This is a genomic window from Pseudomonas sp. 32A (genome assembly GCF_052682255.1).
Genome location: NZ_JBQYLY010000001.1, coordinates 2,880,311 through 2,897,032, shown reverse-complemented (window position 1 = coordinate 2,897,032; position 16,722 = coordinate 2,880,311). Strand labels below are relative to the sequence as shown.

Here is a 16,722-nt window from a genome sequence, read left to right as displayed (position 1 = left end):
CACCCACAGAGCGCACGGACTGCCTTACGCCATTTGGGACAGGCTTTCCAACAGGACGGAGAAGCAAGATGCATTTGAAGCGGATAAGGGCGTCAAATTTTCGTGCGTTTGGCGACGGTACGGTTGCCCCATCACTTGATTGGGAGCTTGCCCCAGGACTGAACATCCTTGTGGGGGAAAACGACTCCGGCAAAACCTCTGTAATAGACGCGATCCGCTACGTTCTATGGACAACCAGCTACGAGTTCATTCGCCTCTTCGAAACTGACTTTCACATCAGGGGCACAACACGAGCCCGCTCCCTGTTCATCGAAGCCACCCTTGTGGACCTGGACCCCGCGCAAGAAGCCTCCGTTCTCGAATGGATGACCCACGAAGCAGACGGGTCTCATAGCTTGATCGTCCACGTGTATGCGCGTTGGATACCACCGAAGGCCAACAAGCGTGGACGGGTCGAGGCAATCACCTGCTCTGGCCCGAACGGCACGGGGCCAGAGATCGGCACGGCGGTTCGCGAGCTCATACGGGCCACCTACTTGCGCCCCCTTCGAGATGCCGAAGCCGAGTTGCGCCCTGGTCGCCAGTCTCGACTGTCTCAAATTTTGGGCGCCCATAAACGCATTGATGGCCAAGAGCAAAATGACTTCGACCTAGCGGCCCCAGCTACCGTCCCCAGCAACCTGGTAGGGTTGATGGCTTTTGCTCAGCACCACTTGGGCGAGCATCAGGTCATCAGAGATGTCCAGGACGACATCAACGACAACTACCTGAACAAGTTCGCGTTCGCCGGCGATGCGCTGTCCTCACGTATCCAGATCGCTCCGGAGCTGGGCCTGCAGCCCATTCTGGAGCGCTTCGAATTAGCGCTGCTGCCATCCTCCACCATAGACCCAGGTGAGCGGTGCATTCGCGGACTCGGCTATAACAACGCTCTGTTCATGGCGACTGAGCTTGTTCTGCTGCGGGACGGTGATGAACTCGGATTGCTTCTGATCGAGGAACCCGAGGCCCATCTCCATCCGCAACTGCAGGAGCGCGTTCAACAGCTGCTCGAACGCACCTCCAAGGCAGCGGAGCCAGATAGCCGCGCTGTTCAGATCATCATGACTACTCACAGCCCATCTCTGGCGGCGGGTGCGGACATCGCAAGCCTGACCTTGGTAAACCGTGCCCACCTATTCAGCCTGGCTCACGGGAAGACCAAACTGCTAAAAAGCGATTACGAGTTTTTGAGGCGCTTTATCGATGCCACCAAAGCGAATCTGTTCTTCGCTCGGGGCGTTGCGATCGTGGAAGGGCCAGCAGAAGCGCTGCTACTGCCCGCTTTGGCTGCAGCTTCAGGATACTCGTTCAACGAACACGGCATTTCTTGCGTTAACGTCGGCGGAGTTGGGCTTTATCACTACGCGCGAATCCTGCAGCCGATTGATGGCTCGGCGATTCCCATTCCTGTCGCCTGCATCACGGATCGTGACATCGTTCCCAATGAGGCCACATACATATCTCCTCCCAAGAACAACCGTAAACGATTCGAAAAAGACTACACGCCAGAGGAAGTCGACGTACTAGTCAAAGCGAAGGTCGACCGCGCCCAGGGTGGCAGCACAATTGTCTGCGTCTCCAACAACTGGACGCTGGAATTCGATCTCGCCCTTCATGGATGTGCCCAGTTGATGCATGACGCAATCCACCTGGCTAAAAAGGCAGATTCGAGGGGTGAACGACTAACGGAGGACGATGAGAAGAAAACGATCTTCGAGGCAGGTGAGCGTTGGAAAGACCTCTCGAACGCTGGACACTCGCCAGTGGAACTGGCGTCACTCATTTACCAGCCACTCGTTGAAAAAGATGCATCAAAAGCGATCACCGCCCAATACGCTGCTCACCTGATTTCAACAGGCAACTATGGGAAAGGCGAGGACCTGTTTAACAAGCTGCCGCCTTACCTACAGCAGGCGTTACGGCATCTGACTGGCAGGGCTGAGCCATGACAGTCCCTGTGATCAATGCTGCCGATCTAGCGGCTCTACGCGAACTGACACCTGACTTGAACTTCGATGATCAAGAGCGGCGTGCCGTATTACTGGAGAACCTGTCTCGTGACATCAACGCCGCGCCAGGCAGTGGCAAGACCACGGTACTGGCTGCGAAGCTCTTGATGCTGAGCCGCAGATGGACCTCAAGCCGCGCAGGCGTTTGTGTGCTCAGTCATACCAATGTCGCACGGGATGAGATTCAACACCGGTTAGGTACAAGCCATGACGGGAGTCGCCTGCTCTCGCATCCCCACTTCATCGGGACGATTCACGCCATGGTGAATCAGTTTCTGGCTCTGCCCTACCTGCGAAGCAATGGGATGACTGTCGAGGTGATCGACAACGATATCTTTGCTCGGCGAGCATTGGCGTTAGCCCAAGCTAGCTTTGGTTTGAAGCTTTATATGCAAAATAATGCAAGCGTCGCGCCCATGCTAGAGGGGCTGGTGTACAAAGGTGCCTCTCTGGACCTCGCCAGCGAGTTTGGCTCGCTCCCTAAACCAGGCGCGAAAACCCTTCCAACAATCGTCGGTATCAAAGAAAAGCTCGTTGCTGAAGGGGTTTTCCGGCACGCGGACATGTTCGCGTACGCAGAACGTTTGCTGACCCTTTTCCCTAAGGTTCGTACCCAGCTATCCCGAAGATTCCCTATCGTCTTTATCGACGAAATGCAGGACACGTCCTGGGAGCAAGAGCGTTTGTTGAAACTGATGTTCGATGAGACCGTTATCGTTCAGCGCTTCGGCGACATCAATCAACGAATCCTTGGAAGCTCGGAAGGCGCGGAAAACCTGACTTTCCCCCGAGGCGACGTACTTCCTATCTCCTCCAGCAAGCGCTTTGGTCCCCACATCGCTAAGTCTGTGTCTAGAACACAGCTAGCAGGTACCGCTGTTACTGGAGAGGCCGTAGACCGCCACGCGTCCATGCTGATCGTCTACAGCACAGGGCGAGTAAAGGATGTGATTTCGACCTTTGGAGATCATGTACTAGACCGGTTCAGCGATACCGATCTGACCAGTGGAAAAGTCAAAGCCCTTTGCGCTCGCAAACAGGGAGATGCCATAAAACAGTTAGCAGGCCGTACCCTCTTAGACTACTGGCCGGCCTCGGGTGGCGGCCAATCACCCGGACTCAAGCTTGTGCGAATCTGGGCGCTTCTCGGGGGAGCCAAGCCTGCCGTAAACGCATCATTTTCATTAAGATTTGAGGAGATCCGCAGAGCACTGTTTTTGGTACTGCGCGCGGCCAAGGCAGAGATTGTCGAAGGCTTGAAAACCGATCATCAGTTAATTCGAAAACTCCGCGATGCTGATGGAGATGTTTCAGCCTTCCGGCTACTGATTCGTGATCTGTGCATGGCAAACGTGAGCGATGCGGATGAAGCTAGGCGTATCCGTATCGTGAATTCTTTATACGTCAGACTGCGTCCGTTGCTACCTAATCACATGACGCCACAGATATTCGCCGCGCTCCCGGTTTTTGAGCGACCAGAGGCCATGGCTATTCAAGGAGCCCACCGGTCCATGTGCTCTATCGAAAAAAATGGTCGCAGCTTAAATATTCATATCGGTACCCTCGCCTCGATGAAAGGCGAAACGCATCTGGCGACCCTCGTCATGGAGTCACTAGGCCATCCAAGTCGTCGCTTCGACCTGCAGCTAGCATTGCCCATCATCGCTGGGATTGGCACTCGCTCCGGGAAAATGCCTGAGACTCAGCTTTCTCAATTTCGAAACCTGTATGTCGGTATGTCGCGACCTACCAGCTTTCTATGCTTGGCAGTCAATGCAGAACGGGTTTCGGAGGAGTGTAAAACGGCATTGGCCGATCAAGGGTGGGCCATCACCTATTTGCTGTAGCAGGACAAGGAGTGCAGCCTTCGAGAGCGAGGGCTTCCTGACAGGCGTTGAGCCATTAGCAACTCATCGTCCAGAACTGATCGAGACCATCATCAGCTCGATGTACAGGTGCAACGCTTCGATGGCTGAGAGACGGGACACATTGCTCGTATCAGCCCACCCGAATGGTGTTAGGGATTGAAGCCCGAGTGGGTGAGACGGGGCGGCTGTTTGACCTGGCTCGATAATCAGCACGAAAGCCCGGCCCCCAGCGTAGCAAGGGAAACACCCCAAGGAGGGGATCACCCAATGCTAGACATGCTCAGTGCATCCATGTTTATAAAAAAGCCCTTCCCATTTACTTTCAGACCAACGGCCATCAATTTTCATTTACCGATTTTGTGCATTTTTTGGCTTCTCATTTACTACTATGCGCAACTCATTTACCAAAAATACCTTACGTAATGTACTGATTTTCATAGAAAAAATACATATATTTTATACATAAAAAAAAACACTCCTTCTAGATAGACGTAGAATATTGTCGTAGCCTGCGCTGACACTCTCGATGAATAGGTGCTGAGATGAATACCTTTGTTTCGTTTATTTCTGCAATTTCCAATGCTAATCCGTTGGTTTTAGTAACTGTTATTTCTGTGGTTGCCCTCCTAGTTGTAGCCGAGTGCGTCCGTCAGCTTTGCCGCGCGATTTCAAAAGGAGATGATTAATGGCAATCCGTTTCAGCAAGTGCCCTACCTGGTGGATTAGGGATCCGCAGATAGGGCTAATCAAATTTGGTGGTGGAAAAAGCGCGGGGTTAAACATCGCTGCATTGAAATGCTTCCTGGCAATTTCAACCTCGATCGACTTTCACTCGCAAAAAGCAAAATTGTCTATCTCAGACCTAGAAGCTCTGACCGGCCTATCAAGGCCAATGGTCATACGTGGCCTTCAAGTACTCGTTGAGCGCGGGATGGTCAAGGTGGACAAAACCGCACACATTTATGAGTACGAACTGACGTCAACGAGGAAAGATGAGGGCTGGGGAAAGATTCCTTACGAGCGTATCCGTAAGCAGTTGCCCGAAATTCTGAATCGGGGTGCTATTCCACTGACAGCTTTGAAAATCTACCTTCTGTTGATCTCGCTGCGTCCTAACGGATCGGAGTCCATCCCAATAAACTACGAGACGATGTTGGGATATTTGGGTTGCCAAAGGGCTCATATTCGACCGGCACTCGACATCCTTTACAGCCATACCTTGGTGCGCATCACGTTGGAGGGATCGGATGCAAGGCAACGGCATAATGTCTACACGATTCTGGGGATATAGATCTTGTGCCAGTACACTAAGGTAGTGAACCGCTTAAGACTGAATCTCGAAATGCAGAGTCAGGTCGGTTGCTAGGCCTGGCTCGAGTCGCGGCACGAAAACGTGGCCCGCTTGACCGCAATGGACACAACAGACAAGTCCCCCCAAGGTTAGCCAACAATCAGGCGACCAGAAGTGTTGGCGCCAGCGCCGAATTGATCCAGTTGCCGAGATATCACTGACCCGGGCAGCCCCCTCGCAACCACTACTTTTACTGGATTTGTGTTGACTTGAGGGTGGGCTAATCCCACGTCAGCAGGGGGTCAATTCAGCGTTGGCGCTAATACCATTTGATGAAATCCTCGTCAGCTGTAGCCGAGTGCATTCCAATCTGCCCCCCCCACAGCCCCTCAAGCTATTGCGACTGGGCGGTTCTGTAAGAACTGACCGATGGCAAAGCGGCCAAGCTTTGAACCTCTAAACTTGAGTTATGTGTTAACCGAGGCTTGGATGGGATGAAAATCACAGGTCGTGTAGAAGTCGAAGCTGTGACCGACGTGCGTTGTGACGTATGCGATTGCTCTACCCGTCTAGGAAGCGGCAACTTGGAGTATGGGAACCTCCATGCGCATTGGGGCTATGGTGCCTTGCACGACGGTGAACGCTATGAGGTGCATCTCTGCGAAAACTGTTTTTTAGCTACCCTCGCTTACCTCAAGCAGGAGAAACGCAAAGCGCACATGTTTGAGACTGGCCCTAAAAGGCCGGGAGACGATTTCGGGCTGGCCGCTAAAGATGACTTTTTCCGTGACAGTCACTGACCGCCCCCCATGATCAGGTCAGCTATTTAGGCTTTTTGGGACTGGATGACGGTGACTCCATGTACTGACGGAAGGAGCGCATTAAGTCCTCGTCGGTCGCCTTTGGGACAGGCAAGCGTCGGGTGGATTTGGCAGGGGTTTTATCTTCTGGCAAGGCGATATGCTTTAGCAGCGAGCGCTCCGCCTCAGTAGCCGACGAATTAAAAACCCTTGCCTGCACACGCTGGTCGCGATCTGCCCGTGTGAAGCTCACTACGTTCGACTTGTACTCAACGGGTAAGTCGAATGGGCAACGCAGGTCCAAGCGCTTGCTGGATCCTCTGCTGATCGTCTCCAACTGCAGGTATTCGACATCTCTCGCGTTGCTGGTATACGCACTGGACCGGTAGGCCGTATGAAGGTCATCGACTTCAATCCGGTGCCTGCCAGCGGCACGACATTCAATGTAAGCAAGCTTTAGCAACTGTACAACGAGTCGCTTGATACCAAAGGTGGAACGGTAAAGCTCCACCCCAAACTCATCATTGCCGACTTTGACACGGCCCCCACTAACCCTCATGCACTCGTCAACATAGTCAGCCCAATCCTGGCTCTTGGGATCATCGGGCAGCATGATCCGCGGCTCGGAAAGCAGTCTCTGCTTATCCTCGCTGTTACGACGGAGTAACTTGTGCACCAGGCTGTAATTGGACACAAAGATCATAGGGGGTCCGATGACTGCCATCGTCAGCAGGATGTCGGTCACTTTAGACGCGCCCTCACCAGTGTTGATGTGCTGGGTTTCATCCAGAACGACCAGCGTGACGCCATCCCGGTTGGCTAACCGACGGCAGTCCACGAGCAATTTCTTTAGATTGCCCCCACGACCGTCGTGACCACTGCCATGAACGAAATCCAGGAGAAGCTGCTTACCACCAGCTTTGCCGCGAGCGCTCGCATACCACAGCGACATCAGCTCGACGGTTCCTTGGTACAGGTCACAAGTGAGTGCTATCGGTGGAGGGAGAGCCCTCCATAGAGCAGCAATCGTCTGGCTCTTACCCACGCCCGCCAGGCCGGTAAGACAGATTGGTGAAACCTCCACCTCTGGAGGTGTGAAGATTCTGGCCGCGTACCCAGCCTCGCTGCTGAAAACTTTGAGGTTGTGCAGATACGCCAAACCGATCATTTCATGAATAAAGTTGAGAGATGATTCGCTGGGGATGTATATCTCCATCAGCCTCTCAGCGAGGAGTTGAGCGCCAATCGAAGGGTGAAGCGTCTCCAAATCTGAAACGGGCTCGGGTCGCACGACAACTCGTCTACGGATGCTTTCAATGTCCATATAACCGTCGAAACGAGATTCGATGGTTTTGTTCATTTCGTTGCACCTCTGAAACGGTTGTAATCGGCACTGTCACGCCGTGCCGCGCCGCCTTTGGAAGGCCGCCCTATTTTCCGCTCACCTGCGTCCCAATCCTCGCCTGTATTCAGTTTGAATCTGTCTTCGAAATGTTGATCATGAGCAGGCCTCTCTTCTCGAAGATCAGCATCAGTATCTCGTCGCACATGGTCAATTTCCTGCAGTTGGCGAAGTGAGATATCGATGGTGCCCTGCGACGTACGCACCGATCTCATAAAATCTAACTCATACAAAATCCCTTTAACTTCTATCCAGATGTGGCGAACACACATGACTAATACATATGCTGAAGTGTTGATGACGCCTTGCCGAGCTACCAAATCAAAAACTCCCGTCTCTTCCAGAGCACGGGATCTATATTTACGTCCGTAAAAATAGACGCCATCTTTTCTTATCGCGGCTGGTCGCACATCAAGAAACTCCTTTACAGCGGTATCGAAAGGTACGCCGATCGAGGAATCTCGACCACGCACGCTCCAGTAGCTGTAGATGTCATGGGGCGTTGGCTTAATGCCAGCCAGAATCATTTCCTCGTCCATACGCAGTCGTGCGTCAGAGGTGTGGTTGTCCTTCAGAACGCGCAGAATCTCGCGCTTGGCCATCTGCACAAAATCCAGCCTGCTATGAAAATAGGTCGGCTGTCCGAGTATTTTCTTATCCCTCGGGTGAGACGACTCTACGGAGGCCTTGGATTGACCAGAATAGACAGGTGTCAGCTCTACTGACTTCAGCCAGTGAATTTCTGGTTCTACCTCGTAGCCAGCTGCGGGGCCTCTATCCAGTACGATTCCACCTGACAGACCAATACTAGGCCATTCTTCCGCGCTGATCTCCACACCATACTGCTCGCAGTATTTGACCTTGTCGCACGCCATGGAATAGATCGCCATGCGATAAGCAGCCATATTTTCGCTGCCTTCCGAAAAGCCAATCCCTAGCACCATCCCTGACAGCGCACAGACAGCTCGGACAACACAGAAACTATCTACAGCACTACCTTCAGTTAGACCTGAAAGCTTCTCCGATATGTAGTAGCCATCAAACTCAATGCGTTGGTTAACATTGATGAGATTGTCGGCAAAACTTCCTTCGGAGCCTGATTGAGCACGAGCGCCATGCTTTCCTTTTAAAGAGATACGAAGCTCTTTCGGACTAATCATTTTAGATACCCAATACTTAAACTGGGGGAAGGACGGGAAAGGCTTACTTTGGGGATGTCTAAACTCCACTGTCTTACTGCTCTGTTTGGCTGAAACACAACCAAAAACTCTCGTGAGGACTTCGCTGTAAATCTTGTTTTGAGTCTTGTGGGGAGACTTATAAGTGAGAAAGCCTTCCAATATCAGTTGCTGCATGGCTGCATCACAACGATAGCCATGTCTTTTCCACTTGCGAGAGGGGCGACCAAGCTTCTTCGTTCGACCAGGTCCTTCTCGACTCCATGCCCCGATTCGGTGAAAAGGTGGCAACAGGGACCATTTGGTCTGGCCAAACACTACATAGGAATAGAACCAAAGCCTCATCCTTGCAGCGTTCTGATGGGGGCGCAGCGCTTTAGCGTGAGCGTTGATGAGAGCGTCAGGATCAGCGCTCGCAAAAATTTCATCTCGGCGAGCGACCAGGCTCGAGATTGCAGCAAAACGCTTATTCACCTTCTGCTCGTAACTCTGTTTCGATGAGGCCCGACGGTTTTCCAGATGCTCGATGGCCACACCTTCGATGGGTATCAGCCAAGGGGGGGTTGAATCGGCCAAGCCATCCTCCGCCAACCATCCATTCTCAACCGCGTCCTCAAAGTCAATCTGGCTCAGCTGAATCAGATGAGTACTGATTCTTTTCCCATCGTCCTTGAACTCGACCAGACGAACCCGGTTTCGCCGACCATCGCTCACGAGGAAGTGGTAGATAATGCCCTGTACGAGACTGAGAAACCCCTCTGGGGCGATGATCCGTGAACCTGCTCTCATGGCGCCGCCTCTTCGAAAAACGAGCCAAAAGCCTGAAGTAGATCGCAGCCACCCGTGATGAGCGGGCGATCGATCAGGATAGGTTCGTTGAAGTCGACGAGGAGCTTTCTATCCCAAATATCCTGGTAAATCTTGGCAATGAACTGATCGCGGAAGCCCCATCTAGCGCTATGTTCAATCGCCACATAAGCGACTGGTTTTCCGATTTTTATGGCATCAGTCACTGCACCACTGAAGTCTTCCAGCAGAGCTGCCCCAAGCGAGAAATCAAGATCGTGCATGCCAAACAAGAGATCCAGATTCGCTTGGATCGTAGGTGATACAAGATCGCGAGAAACTTCAACGGTTCGGATTCCGGCGCTTGCATAGTAGCGCCGCTCTAACTCGCCCCTTAGTTCTGCATGCTCACGGTCTTTCCTCTGCTGGACAGGTGTCTTGGGCGACATGCTTCGGCGTTCACGAAAAGCTAGAGCCTGGTCTTTGACAGTCCAGTTTACGGCGAAGGGTTCCCCTCGACTGTTGAGAAGGTACAGCAGCAGGTCCCCTTGGTAAGGGAATGGCATTTTGTGCCTGTTCCCGCTCGCATCCTCCACTACGATTTCAAAATGCTTAAAACCAATCTCCCTCGCGACATCAACAGTGCCGCGCAGAGGGGGCGGGAAGGTCCCTTTCGTCAGGGGATGTCCTCGAAGTGGATGGCCTGAATTAACTGGCCAGAGCATTTTCTGCTCGTGGAGCTCAAACAGATCAGGGTGATAAAGGGCTAATTGCGTAAATACCTTCTCGGGTCCAGAAAGTAGATGAAGTGTGCGTTTCAGCTTTCGACTGCGCAGCCTACTGATTCGAGATCCCTTTGGCGCCTCGCGGGGAACAGCCAGCGTGGACGGTATGTATTCACCGCCCCATTCGAACCGGCTTTGGCGACTCATAATGAGGGCAAATCTGTCTTGCGGTTTCATCCGAATATTCCAATCTCATCAGGATCGCGCGAGCTACATTTGCTGGGGATAACAGCATACGCTCCGGCGAAACCCTTATCCTGCGGGCAGGTAACCGCGCGTCCGGTTGTGGATAACGCGCAGCGTCTTGTGGATGAGCGAAGCCGTGCGAGACTTGACGTCTCACATGTTAGGGATAGAAAATGGATGAGTCAGGGATCGAAATCTGACTTATCCACAGAGGCCCAAGGTCGCACTTGGGCCTCTGTCTATCTGACATACAGCGCTCACGTTTAACGAGCTGTCATCTGATTTTTCGAATAGGGCATACCTTAGGCGTCATCGCCGATTGTGAACCGCCCACCATGACGAAGCCTATTTCAGGCGTTACGAGCATAGTGTTTCCTTCGCTAGCATTTCGATTAAGCAGAATATGTTACAGCCGGTAATTCCTAACTGACAACAAGTTTGCGCACCAACCAAGCATGATCTGAGTCGTTGATAAAAGCGGCATCAGTCTGCACCTACCTAGGCGTACACAAGATTCCGGTCCATGGACGGATTTTTTTCCGTTTTGAACTTTGGCTGGCGGTACGACGCCTCGACTCTGAAGGCTTTGAACAAAACAAAATAATAACTAGCTAAGTAATAACTTAAAGAGATTTCACAATTTTACAACGTGGAATTATGGTGACTCCTTTGAGCTACGAGATAAGGGCGCGCCATCAAAATGCGAACTGCGTATCTGCATTGGTTAGAGGACGAGTGCTTTTTTAGCCTATGTAGTCGGCAACATCTTCTTTGCGCCAACCATTCATCTGCGGAAACACTAAGCTATCTCTTTGGAAGCGAAACTACGTCGTTCTCACACGACTTCCCCCGAAGCCTCGAACTGCTGAATGAAGATGCAAAATTAACATGGGGTAGCTCAGAGGAAATAATTCGTAAGCATACGATTTCCCCTATATTCTTCCCTTTCCAATCACCTGAACATGTAGGTGCTCTTGAGCAAGCCATGAACAGGCCCACGCTGGGTTCTTTTAAATACAGACTAGGACTTGTCACCGGCAGGTTTGGAGGAGAACACCCTTTAAAGGCTTGTACTCAATGTATGACTGCTGATCGTGCGCTTCATGGAGTAGCTTATTGGCATCTATCTCACCAGTTTCCAGGCGTATCGATATGCCCACTTCATAATTGCTTACTTATGGAATCCACGGAAAATAGACAATGGTCGAGACGCTTTCAATGGGTTCTTCCAGATGAGGCGGCCCTTATTACGATTGGTTCACGTACACCTAGTGCTTCAACCCTCAAAACGCTGCAGGCTATGTCTATCGCAGTGGTAGCGCTCGGTAAATGGGGTAGCTCTTGTCGTTTTGAGCCCAGCATGGTCGTTCAAGTCTACAAGGCCGCGATCAATCTTCAGGGAATTTCCCCTCATGCGCGAGAGGCGACTGCAGAGCGCTTTGCGGAATATTGCTCTATTCTTCAACCTTATCCGCCTTTTTCTGCATTACCCTGCGACGCGCATTGTGCAATACGTTTCATGACTCAAATGACTCGCAAGCCGCGTAGCTATTGCCATCCGCTGAAGCATTTGACTCTCATAATGTTTCTATTCGGACGCTTCGATTTGTTCGTGGCCTCGTACCAACAGCTCGCCGCACAGCAGGAAATATCAGTATCAAGGAATGCTAAACTGATTAGTCAAATTCAACCTAATGAGTGCCCGCTACCAAAATTAGAACTAGAAGCATGCATTCCAAAACCAAAAAAGCTAATCAAGGAACTGAAAGATCAAATTATAAAGTCATTGATGGTAGGTACATCCAAAAAAGAAATCTGTTCAAGATTTGAACTATCAATAAGTACAGTGAATCGGGTGCTGCGCTTTAACCCTTTAGTTGAAAAAGAATTCAACAAGATAATTTATCTTAGAAAGCAAGAGCAACAACGAAACAGATGGGACACCAGTGTCAGTCTAAACCCCAACCTCAGCACGAATGATATTAAAAAGTTGAATCCTAATGTCTACGCTTGGCTTTATCGAAACGATCGTTCCTGGTTATCTAATCGAACCAGTAATCTACCGAGTGGCAGACGCGGTAATCATGTTTGCATGGACTGGGACAGCCGCGATGAAAAGTTACGCACTTTAATTAAATTAACGCTGATCGAGCACCCTACCAAACTTCGCAAGAGTGACTTATACCTGCTGGTGCCAAGTTTATTTTCATCACTTGAGAAGAGGTCGCATTACCCTAAAACTAGAAAGTTTCTCTCTGAAATGCGGCAGAGTTTCACTTAGCTTCGGACTACTGGATTCATATCTCTTGGAGCTGACTAAACATCATATTGAGCCGGGCGCTCACCTCATCTTCCTCGGTTGAGAGCTTCCGCAATTCGAAATTTGACTCCATTGGGCCGTATACGGTTCAGCCGCTAGGTATCAATGAGCTAGTCTTAGGCAAAGGAGATTGCTCTGCCGCCAATACACCCATCCGGTGGGGCGTAAAAAACACCACATTACTCCAACGTGAGCGAGTTTGTATGCCTGTTTCCGCAGCTATTTTTGACGCGTTCGGTACGCTGATAGAAATCAACGAAGGCAGTCACCCCTTTCGAAAAATTCTCAAACTCGGCATTGAACAGGGACGTCGGCCCCAACCTACTGATGCTGAACAGCTCCTTACCTTACCAATGGACCTGCGCCAGGCTGCGGATTTTTTTGGCATCCTGGTCGATCCATCCGTGATGTCACGTTTAGAGTCCGATCTACACAATGATTTAGCAGATATTCGAGCCTATCCGGACGGCGTTGTTGCGGTAGAGGCACTTCAAGACGCTGGAGTAAAAGTGGTGGTGTGTTCCAATCTGGCTAAACCCTATGCAGCAGCTATCGAAAACCTCTACCCAAGATTGGACGGTTACAGCTACAGCTTTGCTGTAGGCTCCATCAAGCCCTCCTTCGACATCTATCGCCACGCGACACAACTAATATCGGCAACGCCCTCTAACACTTGGATGGTCGGTGACTCAAAGCGATGTGATTGCGAAGGGCCCATCGCATTTGGTATGCACGGTTTTTGGCTCGACCGGCAAGGCCGTGGCACATTTACGTCGTTGCATCAATTCGCTGAAGCCATTTTGCGCACCCGCTGAACTTGGCCAATTAGTGCAGCGTATGGAAGCTTTCCTGAAGCGGAGTTACCAGATTTCCTATTATAGATTGAGCGGCCGCTTGGCCCACTTAAAGTATTCATCCGATATCCGCAGAGGTTTAGGGCTTTATTTGGGGGATGCCTGGTAATATCTCGCTCACCCTTCCCATCTTTAATTTTTGCCCATTAACTTTAGGATTGGGGAAATTACAACAAGGGTATTGCTTGGGCCGCCGTCTGTAATACCCATCTCCACTGCGATCATTTTCAGATAGCGAGCTTGGATAAGGGCAGAACCAGCGACCTACCCCGGAGGCGTAATCTTCTTCAACATAGTGAGCGGACTCTATCCCGCCCGACTGATACGTTGCCCATAGCGAGTCTATAGGTCGGGTATCAGCCTGCCTCGATCTCAGGCCCAGCAAAAAATCATCAAACCGCTCATAGAAAGTTGCAATAGCATCAATGATCCAAAGGTTTAAGTAGCCTATGCAATTCGCTTTGTTGTTCGAACGCGATTCAGTCAATATTTTGAGGTAGCCATCAATCCTTTGGAGTTCAGACTCTATTTCCACAGCGCGAGCTTTAGGCACGATCGAAATTAGAGACCCGGCCTTTTCCTGCAAGACGCGGAGCGCCACCTCATCACAGATGTGATGTGAAGACGAGCAAAGTCCATGGATGGTAATGGCACGCTTGAGTTCCGATAAATTATCGTTACGCAGGGACGGTGCCTCGGCAAGATGTTTGCCATCACACTTCCGCCACATTACATCCAATGTATGGCCTTTGCGTGAAAACGGTTTGCCGCAAAATGGGCAGTGGTTAAGAAGGACTACGTTGTGCTTGTAGCAGACCTTCACGTACCGGTTGCAGAAGCGTTTCCAATACGAAAAACCGAAGCTCTCAAGATCTTCTCTTACGCAGTCAGGGCAATAAGAAGCATCCCAGTCGCTATAGCGAACTTCCTCAGTAGCATAGTGCTTTCCAGAATAGGAAACATCTTGAGAGTTCTTAATTACAAACAGCTTTGCCACATCTGTGTGGTAATGAATCAGGCGATTGAATCCATAACACCCCTGCCATCCTATAGCCGACGCCAATTTCTTTACCTCGGCTCTACTGAATGAGGCACGCTTTGCCAGCTCTATAAAGACCTCCATATCGGATGCATACCTGTTGATAAGGAGGTTTCGCATTACAAAGGAAGTAAGTGACTCATCAGGTCGTATTTGCAAGAGCATCGGAAACGCCGGTGCATTGGTGCCAATTTAGGAACCGGGCGGGAGAAGCCTGTCGCGACATCAAGGGAGCCAACGAGCGCTCCCCTGTGCTGCGACAGTTTTAATTAGCTAGCGACAGTTTTAATTCTCTAAATCCAAAAAAACCATGGTTTGGGTGGGGCTTATTCCACCGTCACCGACTTCGCCAGGTTGCGCGGCTGGTCAACGTCAGTGCCCTTGAGCACGGCGACGTAGTACGACAGCAACTGCAGCGGGATGGTGTAGAGGATCGGCGACAGGGTGTCGTGGATGTGCGGCATGTTGATGACGTGGGTACCTTCGCCATTGGTCATGCCGGCCTTCTCATCGGCGAACACGATCAATTGGCCGCCACGGGCGCGCACTTCCTGCAGGTTGGATTTGAGCTTCTCCAGCAGTTCGTTGTTCGGTGCGACGGTTACCACTGGCATGTCGTCATCCACCAGGGCGAGCGGGCCGTGCTTGAGCTCACCGGCCGGGTAGGCTTCGGCGTGGATGTAGGAGATTTCCTTGAGCTTGAGCGAACCTTCCATCGCCACCGGGTATTGCGCGCCACGGCCGAGGAACAGGGTGTGGTGCTTGTCGGCGAACAGCTCGGCGACTTTCTCCACGGTGCTGTCCATGGCCAGTGCTTCGCCCAGGCGGGCCGGCAGGCGGCGCAGTTCTTCGACCAGGTGCGCCTCGACGCCTTCGCCCAGCGTGCCGCGAACCTGGCCCAGGGACAGGGTCAGCAGCAACAGACCGACCAACTGGGTAGTAAACGCTTTGGTGGAGGCCACGCCAATTTCGCGACCGGCCTGGGTCAGCAAGGTCAGGTCGGATTCGCGCACCAAGGAGCTGATGCCGACGTTGCAGATCGCCAGGCTGCCGAGGAAGCCCAGTTCCTTGGCGTTGCGCAAGGCGGCCAAGGTGTCGGCGGTTTCGCCGGACTGGGAGATGGTGACGAACAGGGTGTCGGGCTGCACCACCACCTTGCGGTAGCGGAATTCGCTGGCAACTTCGACCTGGCACGGGATGCCAGCCAGTTCTTCCAGCCAGTAACGGGCGACCATACCAGCGTGGTAGCTAGTGCCGCAGGCGACGATCTGTACGTTGCGCACTTTGGCGAACAACTCGGCGGCTTGCGGGCCGAAGGCTTGTACCAACACCTGGTTCTGGCTCAGGCGACCTTCCAGGGTGCGTTGCACCACGGCCGGTTGCTCGTGGATTTCCTTGAGCATGAAGTGGCGGAACTCGCCCTTGTCGGCGGCTTCGGCACCGTCGCGGTACTGCACGGCTTCACGTTCCACAGACTGGCCGTTGACGTCCCAGATGGACACGCTTTCACGGCGGATCTCGGCGATATCGCCTTCTTCCAGGTACATGAAGCGGTCGGTCACCTGGCGCAGGGCCAGTTGGTCGGAGGCGAGGAAGTTCTCGCCCAGGCCCAGGCCGATCACCAACGGGCTGCCACTGCGGGCGGCGACCAGGCGGTCGGGCTGGCTGGCGCTGATCACGGCCAGGCCATAGGCGCCGTGCAGTTCCTTGACGGTGGCCTTGAGGGCGTTGGTCAGGTCGCCGAGGTCCTTGAGCTTGTGGTTCAGCAGGTGGGCGATGACTTCGGTGTCGGTGTCCGAGGTGAAGACATAACCCTGGCCTTTCAGCTGCTCACGCAGCACTTCGTGGTTTTCGATAATGCCGTTGTGCACAACCGCCAGGTCACCGGAGAAGTGCGGGTGGGCGTTGCGTTCGCAGGGCGCACCGTGGGTGGCCCAGCGGGTATGGGCGATGCCCAGGCGGCCTACCAGCGGCTCACCGGCCAGTGCCTGTTCCAGTTCGCTGACCTTGCCCGGGCGACGCATGCGCTCAAGCTTGCCGGCGTTGGTGAAAAGCGCCACACCGGCGCTGTCGTAGCCACGGTATTCCAGGCGTTTGAGGCCTTCGAGCAAAATAGCGGTGATGTTTCGTTCAGCGACTGCGCCAACAATTCCACACATGGT

Annotated in this window: 11 protein-coding genes; 6 read left to right on the top strand and 5 right to left on the bottom strand. The window is 52.4% G+C overall.

Features of this window, described 5'->3' with window-relative positions:
• Window positions 1–68 precede the first annotated feature (68 nt).
• From ACUN0G_RS13165 to ACUN0G_RS13150, 4 genes are all read left to right on the top strand, one after another.
• A complete protein-coding gene (locus ACUN0G_RS13165) occupies window positions 69–1,991 on the top strand; it encodes an ATP-dependent nuclease (protein ID WP_445573612.1) in 1,923 nt (640 codons plus the stop codon).
• A gap of 56 nt (window positions 1,992–2,047) precedes the next feature.
• The gene (locus ACUN0G_RS13160; protein ID WP_445573611.1) at window positions 2,048–3,898 is read left to right on the top strand and encodes a UvrD-helicase domain-containing protein; all 1,851 of its coding nucleotides are present in this window, start codon (window positions 2,048–2,050) and stop codon (window positions 3,896–3,898) included.
• 706 nt (window positions 3,899–4,604) lie between these two features.
• The gene (locus tag ACUN0G_RS13155; protein WP_122736360.1) at window positions 4,605–5,210 is read left to right on the top strand and encodes a helix-turn-helix domain-containing protein; all 606 of its coding nucleotides are present in this window, start codon (window positions 4,605–4,607) and stop codon (window positions 5,208–5,210) included.
• Window positions 5,211–5,704: 494 nt separating this feature from the next.
• Window positions 5,705–6,010, top strand: coding sequence for a hypothetical protein (locus ACUN0G_RS13150; RefSeq protein WP_169386759.1), 306 nt, complete (start codon window positions 5,705–5,707; stop codon window positions 6,008–6,010).
• 22 nt (window positions 6,011–6,032) lie between these two features.
• On the opposite strand, the gene ACUN0G_RS13145 is transcribed toward ACUN0G_RS13150, so the two are convergent.
• Genes ACUN0G_RS13145 through ACUN0G_RS13135 form a run of 3 tightly spaced genes read right to left on the bottom strand, consistent with a single transcriptional unit; the run spans window position 6,033 to window position 10,338 of the window.
• Entirely contained in the window at window positions 6,033–7,370 is a 1,338-nt protein-coding gene (locus ACUN0G_RS13145) for an AAA family ATPase (RefSeq protein WP_445573610.1), read from the bottom strand.
• A complete protein-coding gene (locus ACUN0G_RS13140; protein ID WP_445573609.1) occupies window positions 7,367–9,379 on the bottom strand; it encodes a transposase in 2,013 nt (670 codons plus the stop codon). The genes ACUN0G_RS13145 and ACUN0G_RS13140 overlap by 4 nt, the downstream gene beginning before the upstream one ends.
• Window positions 9,376–10,338, bottom strand: a complete 963-nt coding sequence (locus ACUN0G_RS13135; protein ID WP_445573608.1) for a hypothetical protein — start codon at window positions 10,336–10,338, stop codon at window positions 9,376–9,378. The genes ACUN0G_RS13140 and ACUN0G_RS13135 overlap by 4 nt, the downstream gene beginning before the upstream one ends.
• Window positions 10,339–11,047: 709 nt before the next feature.
• Here ACUN0G_RS13135 and ACUN0G_RS13130 point away from each other — a divergent pair.
• A complete protein-coding gene (locus ACUN0G_RS13130) occupies window positions 11,048–12,628 on the top strand; it encodes a TnsD family Tn7-like transposition protein (RefSeq protein WP_445573607.1) in 1,581 nt (526 codons plus the stop codon).
• Window positions 12,629–12,870: 242 nt separating this feature from the next.
• Window positions 12,871–13,482 (top strand): HAD family hydrolase, encoded by a 612-nt coding sequence (locus ACUN0G_RS13125; protein WP_445573606.1) that lies wholly within the window; start codon window positions 12,871–12,873, stop codon window positions 13,480–13,482.
• 118 nt (window positions 13,483–13,600) lie between these two features.
• Here the strand turns inward: ACUN0G_RS13125 and ACUN0G_RS13120 are convergent, their stop codons facing one another.
• On the bottom strand, window positions 13,601–14,644 hold the full coding sequence (locus ACUN0G_RS13120; protein WP_445573605.1) for a TniQ family protein: 1,044 nt from the start codon (window positions 14,642–14,644) through the stop codon (window positions 13,601–13,603).
• 242 nt (window positions 14,645–14,886) lie between these two features.
• On the bottom strand, window positions 14,887–16,719 hold the full coding sequence (glmS, locus tag ACUN0G_RS13115) for a glutamine--fructose-6-phosphate transaminase (isomerizing) (protein WP_063033753.1): 1,833 nt from the start codon (window positions 16,717–16,719) through the stop codon (window positions 14,887–14,889).
• Window positions 16,720–16,722: the final 3 nt, after the last annotated feature.

Coding starts and splice junctions, on each gene's coding strand:
- ACUN0G_RS13130 (WP_445573607.1), top strand. CDS start 11,048: ATGCGAACTGCGTATCTGCATTGGTTAGAGGACGAGTGCTTTTTTAGC.
- ACUN0G_RS13145 (WP_445573610.1), bottom strand. CDS start 7,370: ATGAACAAAACCATCGAATCTCGTTTCGACGGTTATATGGACATTGAA.
- ACUN0G_RS13150 (WP_169386759.1), top strand. CDS start 5,705: ATGAAAATCACAGGTCGTGTAGAAGTCGAAGCTGTGACCGACGTGCGT.
- ACUN0G_RS13165 (WP_445573612.1), top strand. CDS start 69: ATGCATTTGAAGCGGATAAGGGCGTCAAATTTTCGTGCGTTTGGCGAC.
- ACUN0G_RS13155 (WP_122736360.1), top strand. CDS start 4,605: ATGGCAATCCGTTTCAGCAAGTGCCCTACCTGGTGGATTAGGGATCCG.
- ACUN0G_RS13140 (WP_445573609.1), bottom strand. CDS start 9,379: ATGAGAGCAGGTTCACGGATCATCGCCCCAGAGGGGTTTCTCAGTCTC.
- ACUN0G_RS13135 (WP_445573608.1), bottom strand. CDS start 10,338: ATGAAACCGCAAGACAGATTTGCCCTCATTATGAGTCGCCAAAGCCGG.
- ACUN0G_RS13125 (WP_445573606.1), top strand. CDS start 12,871: ATGCCTGTTTCCGCAGCTATTTTTGACGCGTTCGGTACGCTGATAGAA.
- ACUN0G_RS13120 (WP_445573605.1), bottom strand. CDS start 14,644: ATGGAGGTCTTTATAGAGCTGGCAAAGCGTGCCTCATTCAGTAGAGCC.
- glmS (WP_063033753.1), bottom strand. CDS start 16,719: ATGTGTGGAATTGTTGGCGCAGTCGCTGAACGAAACATCACCGCTATT.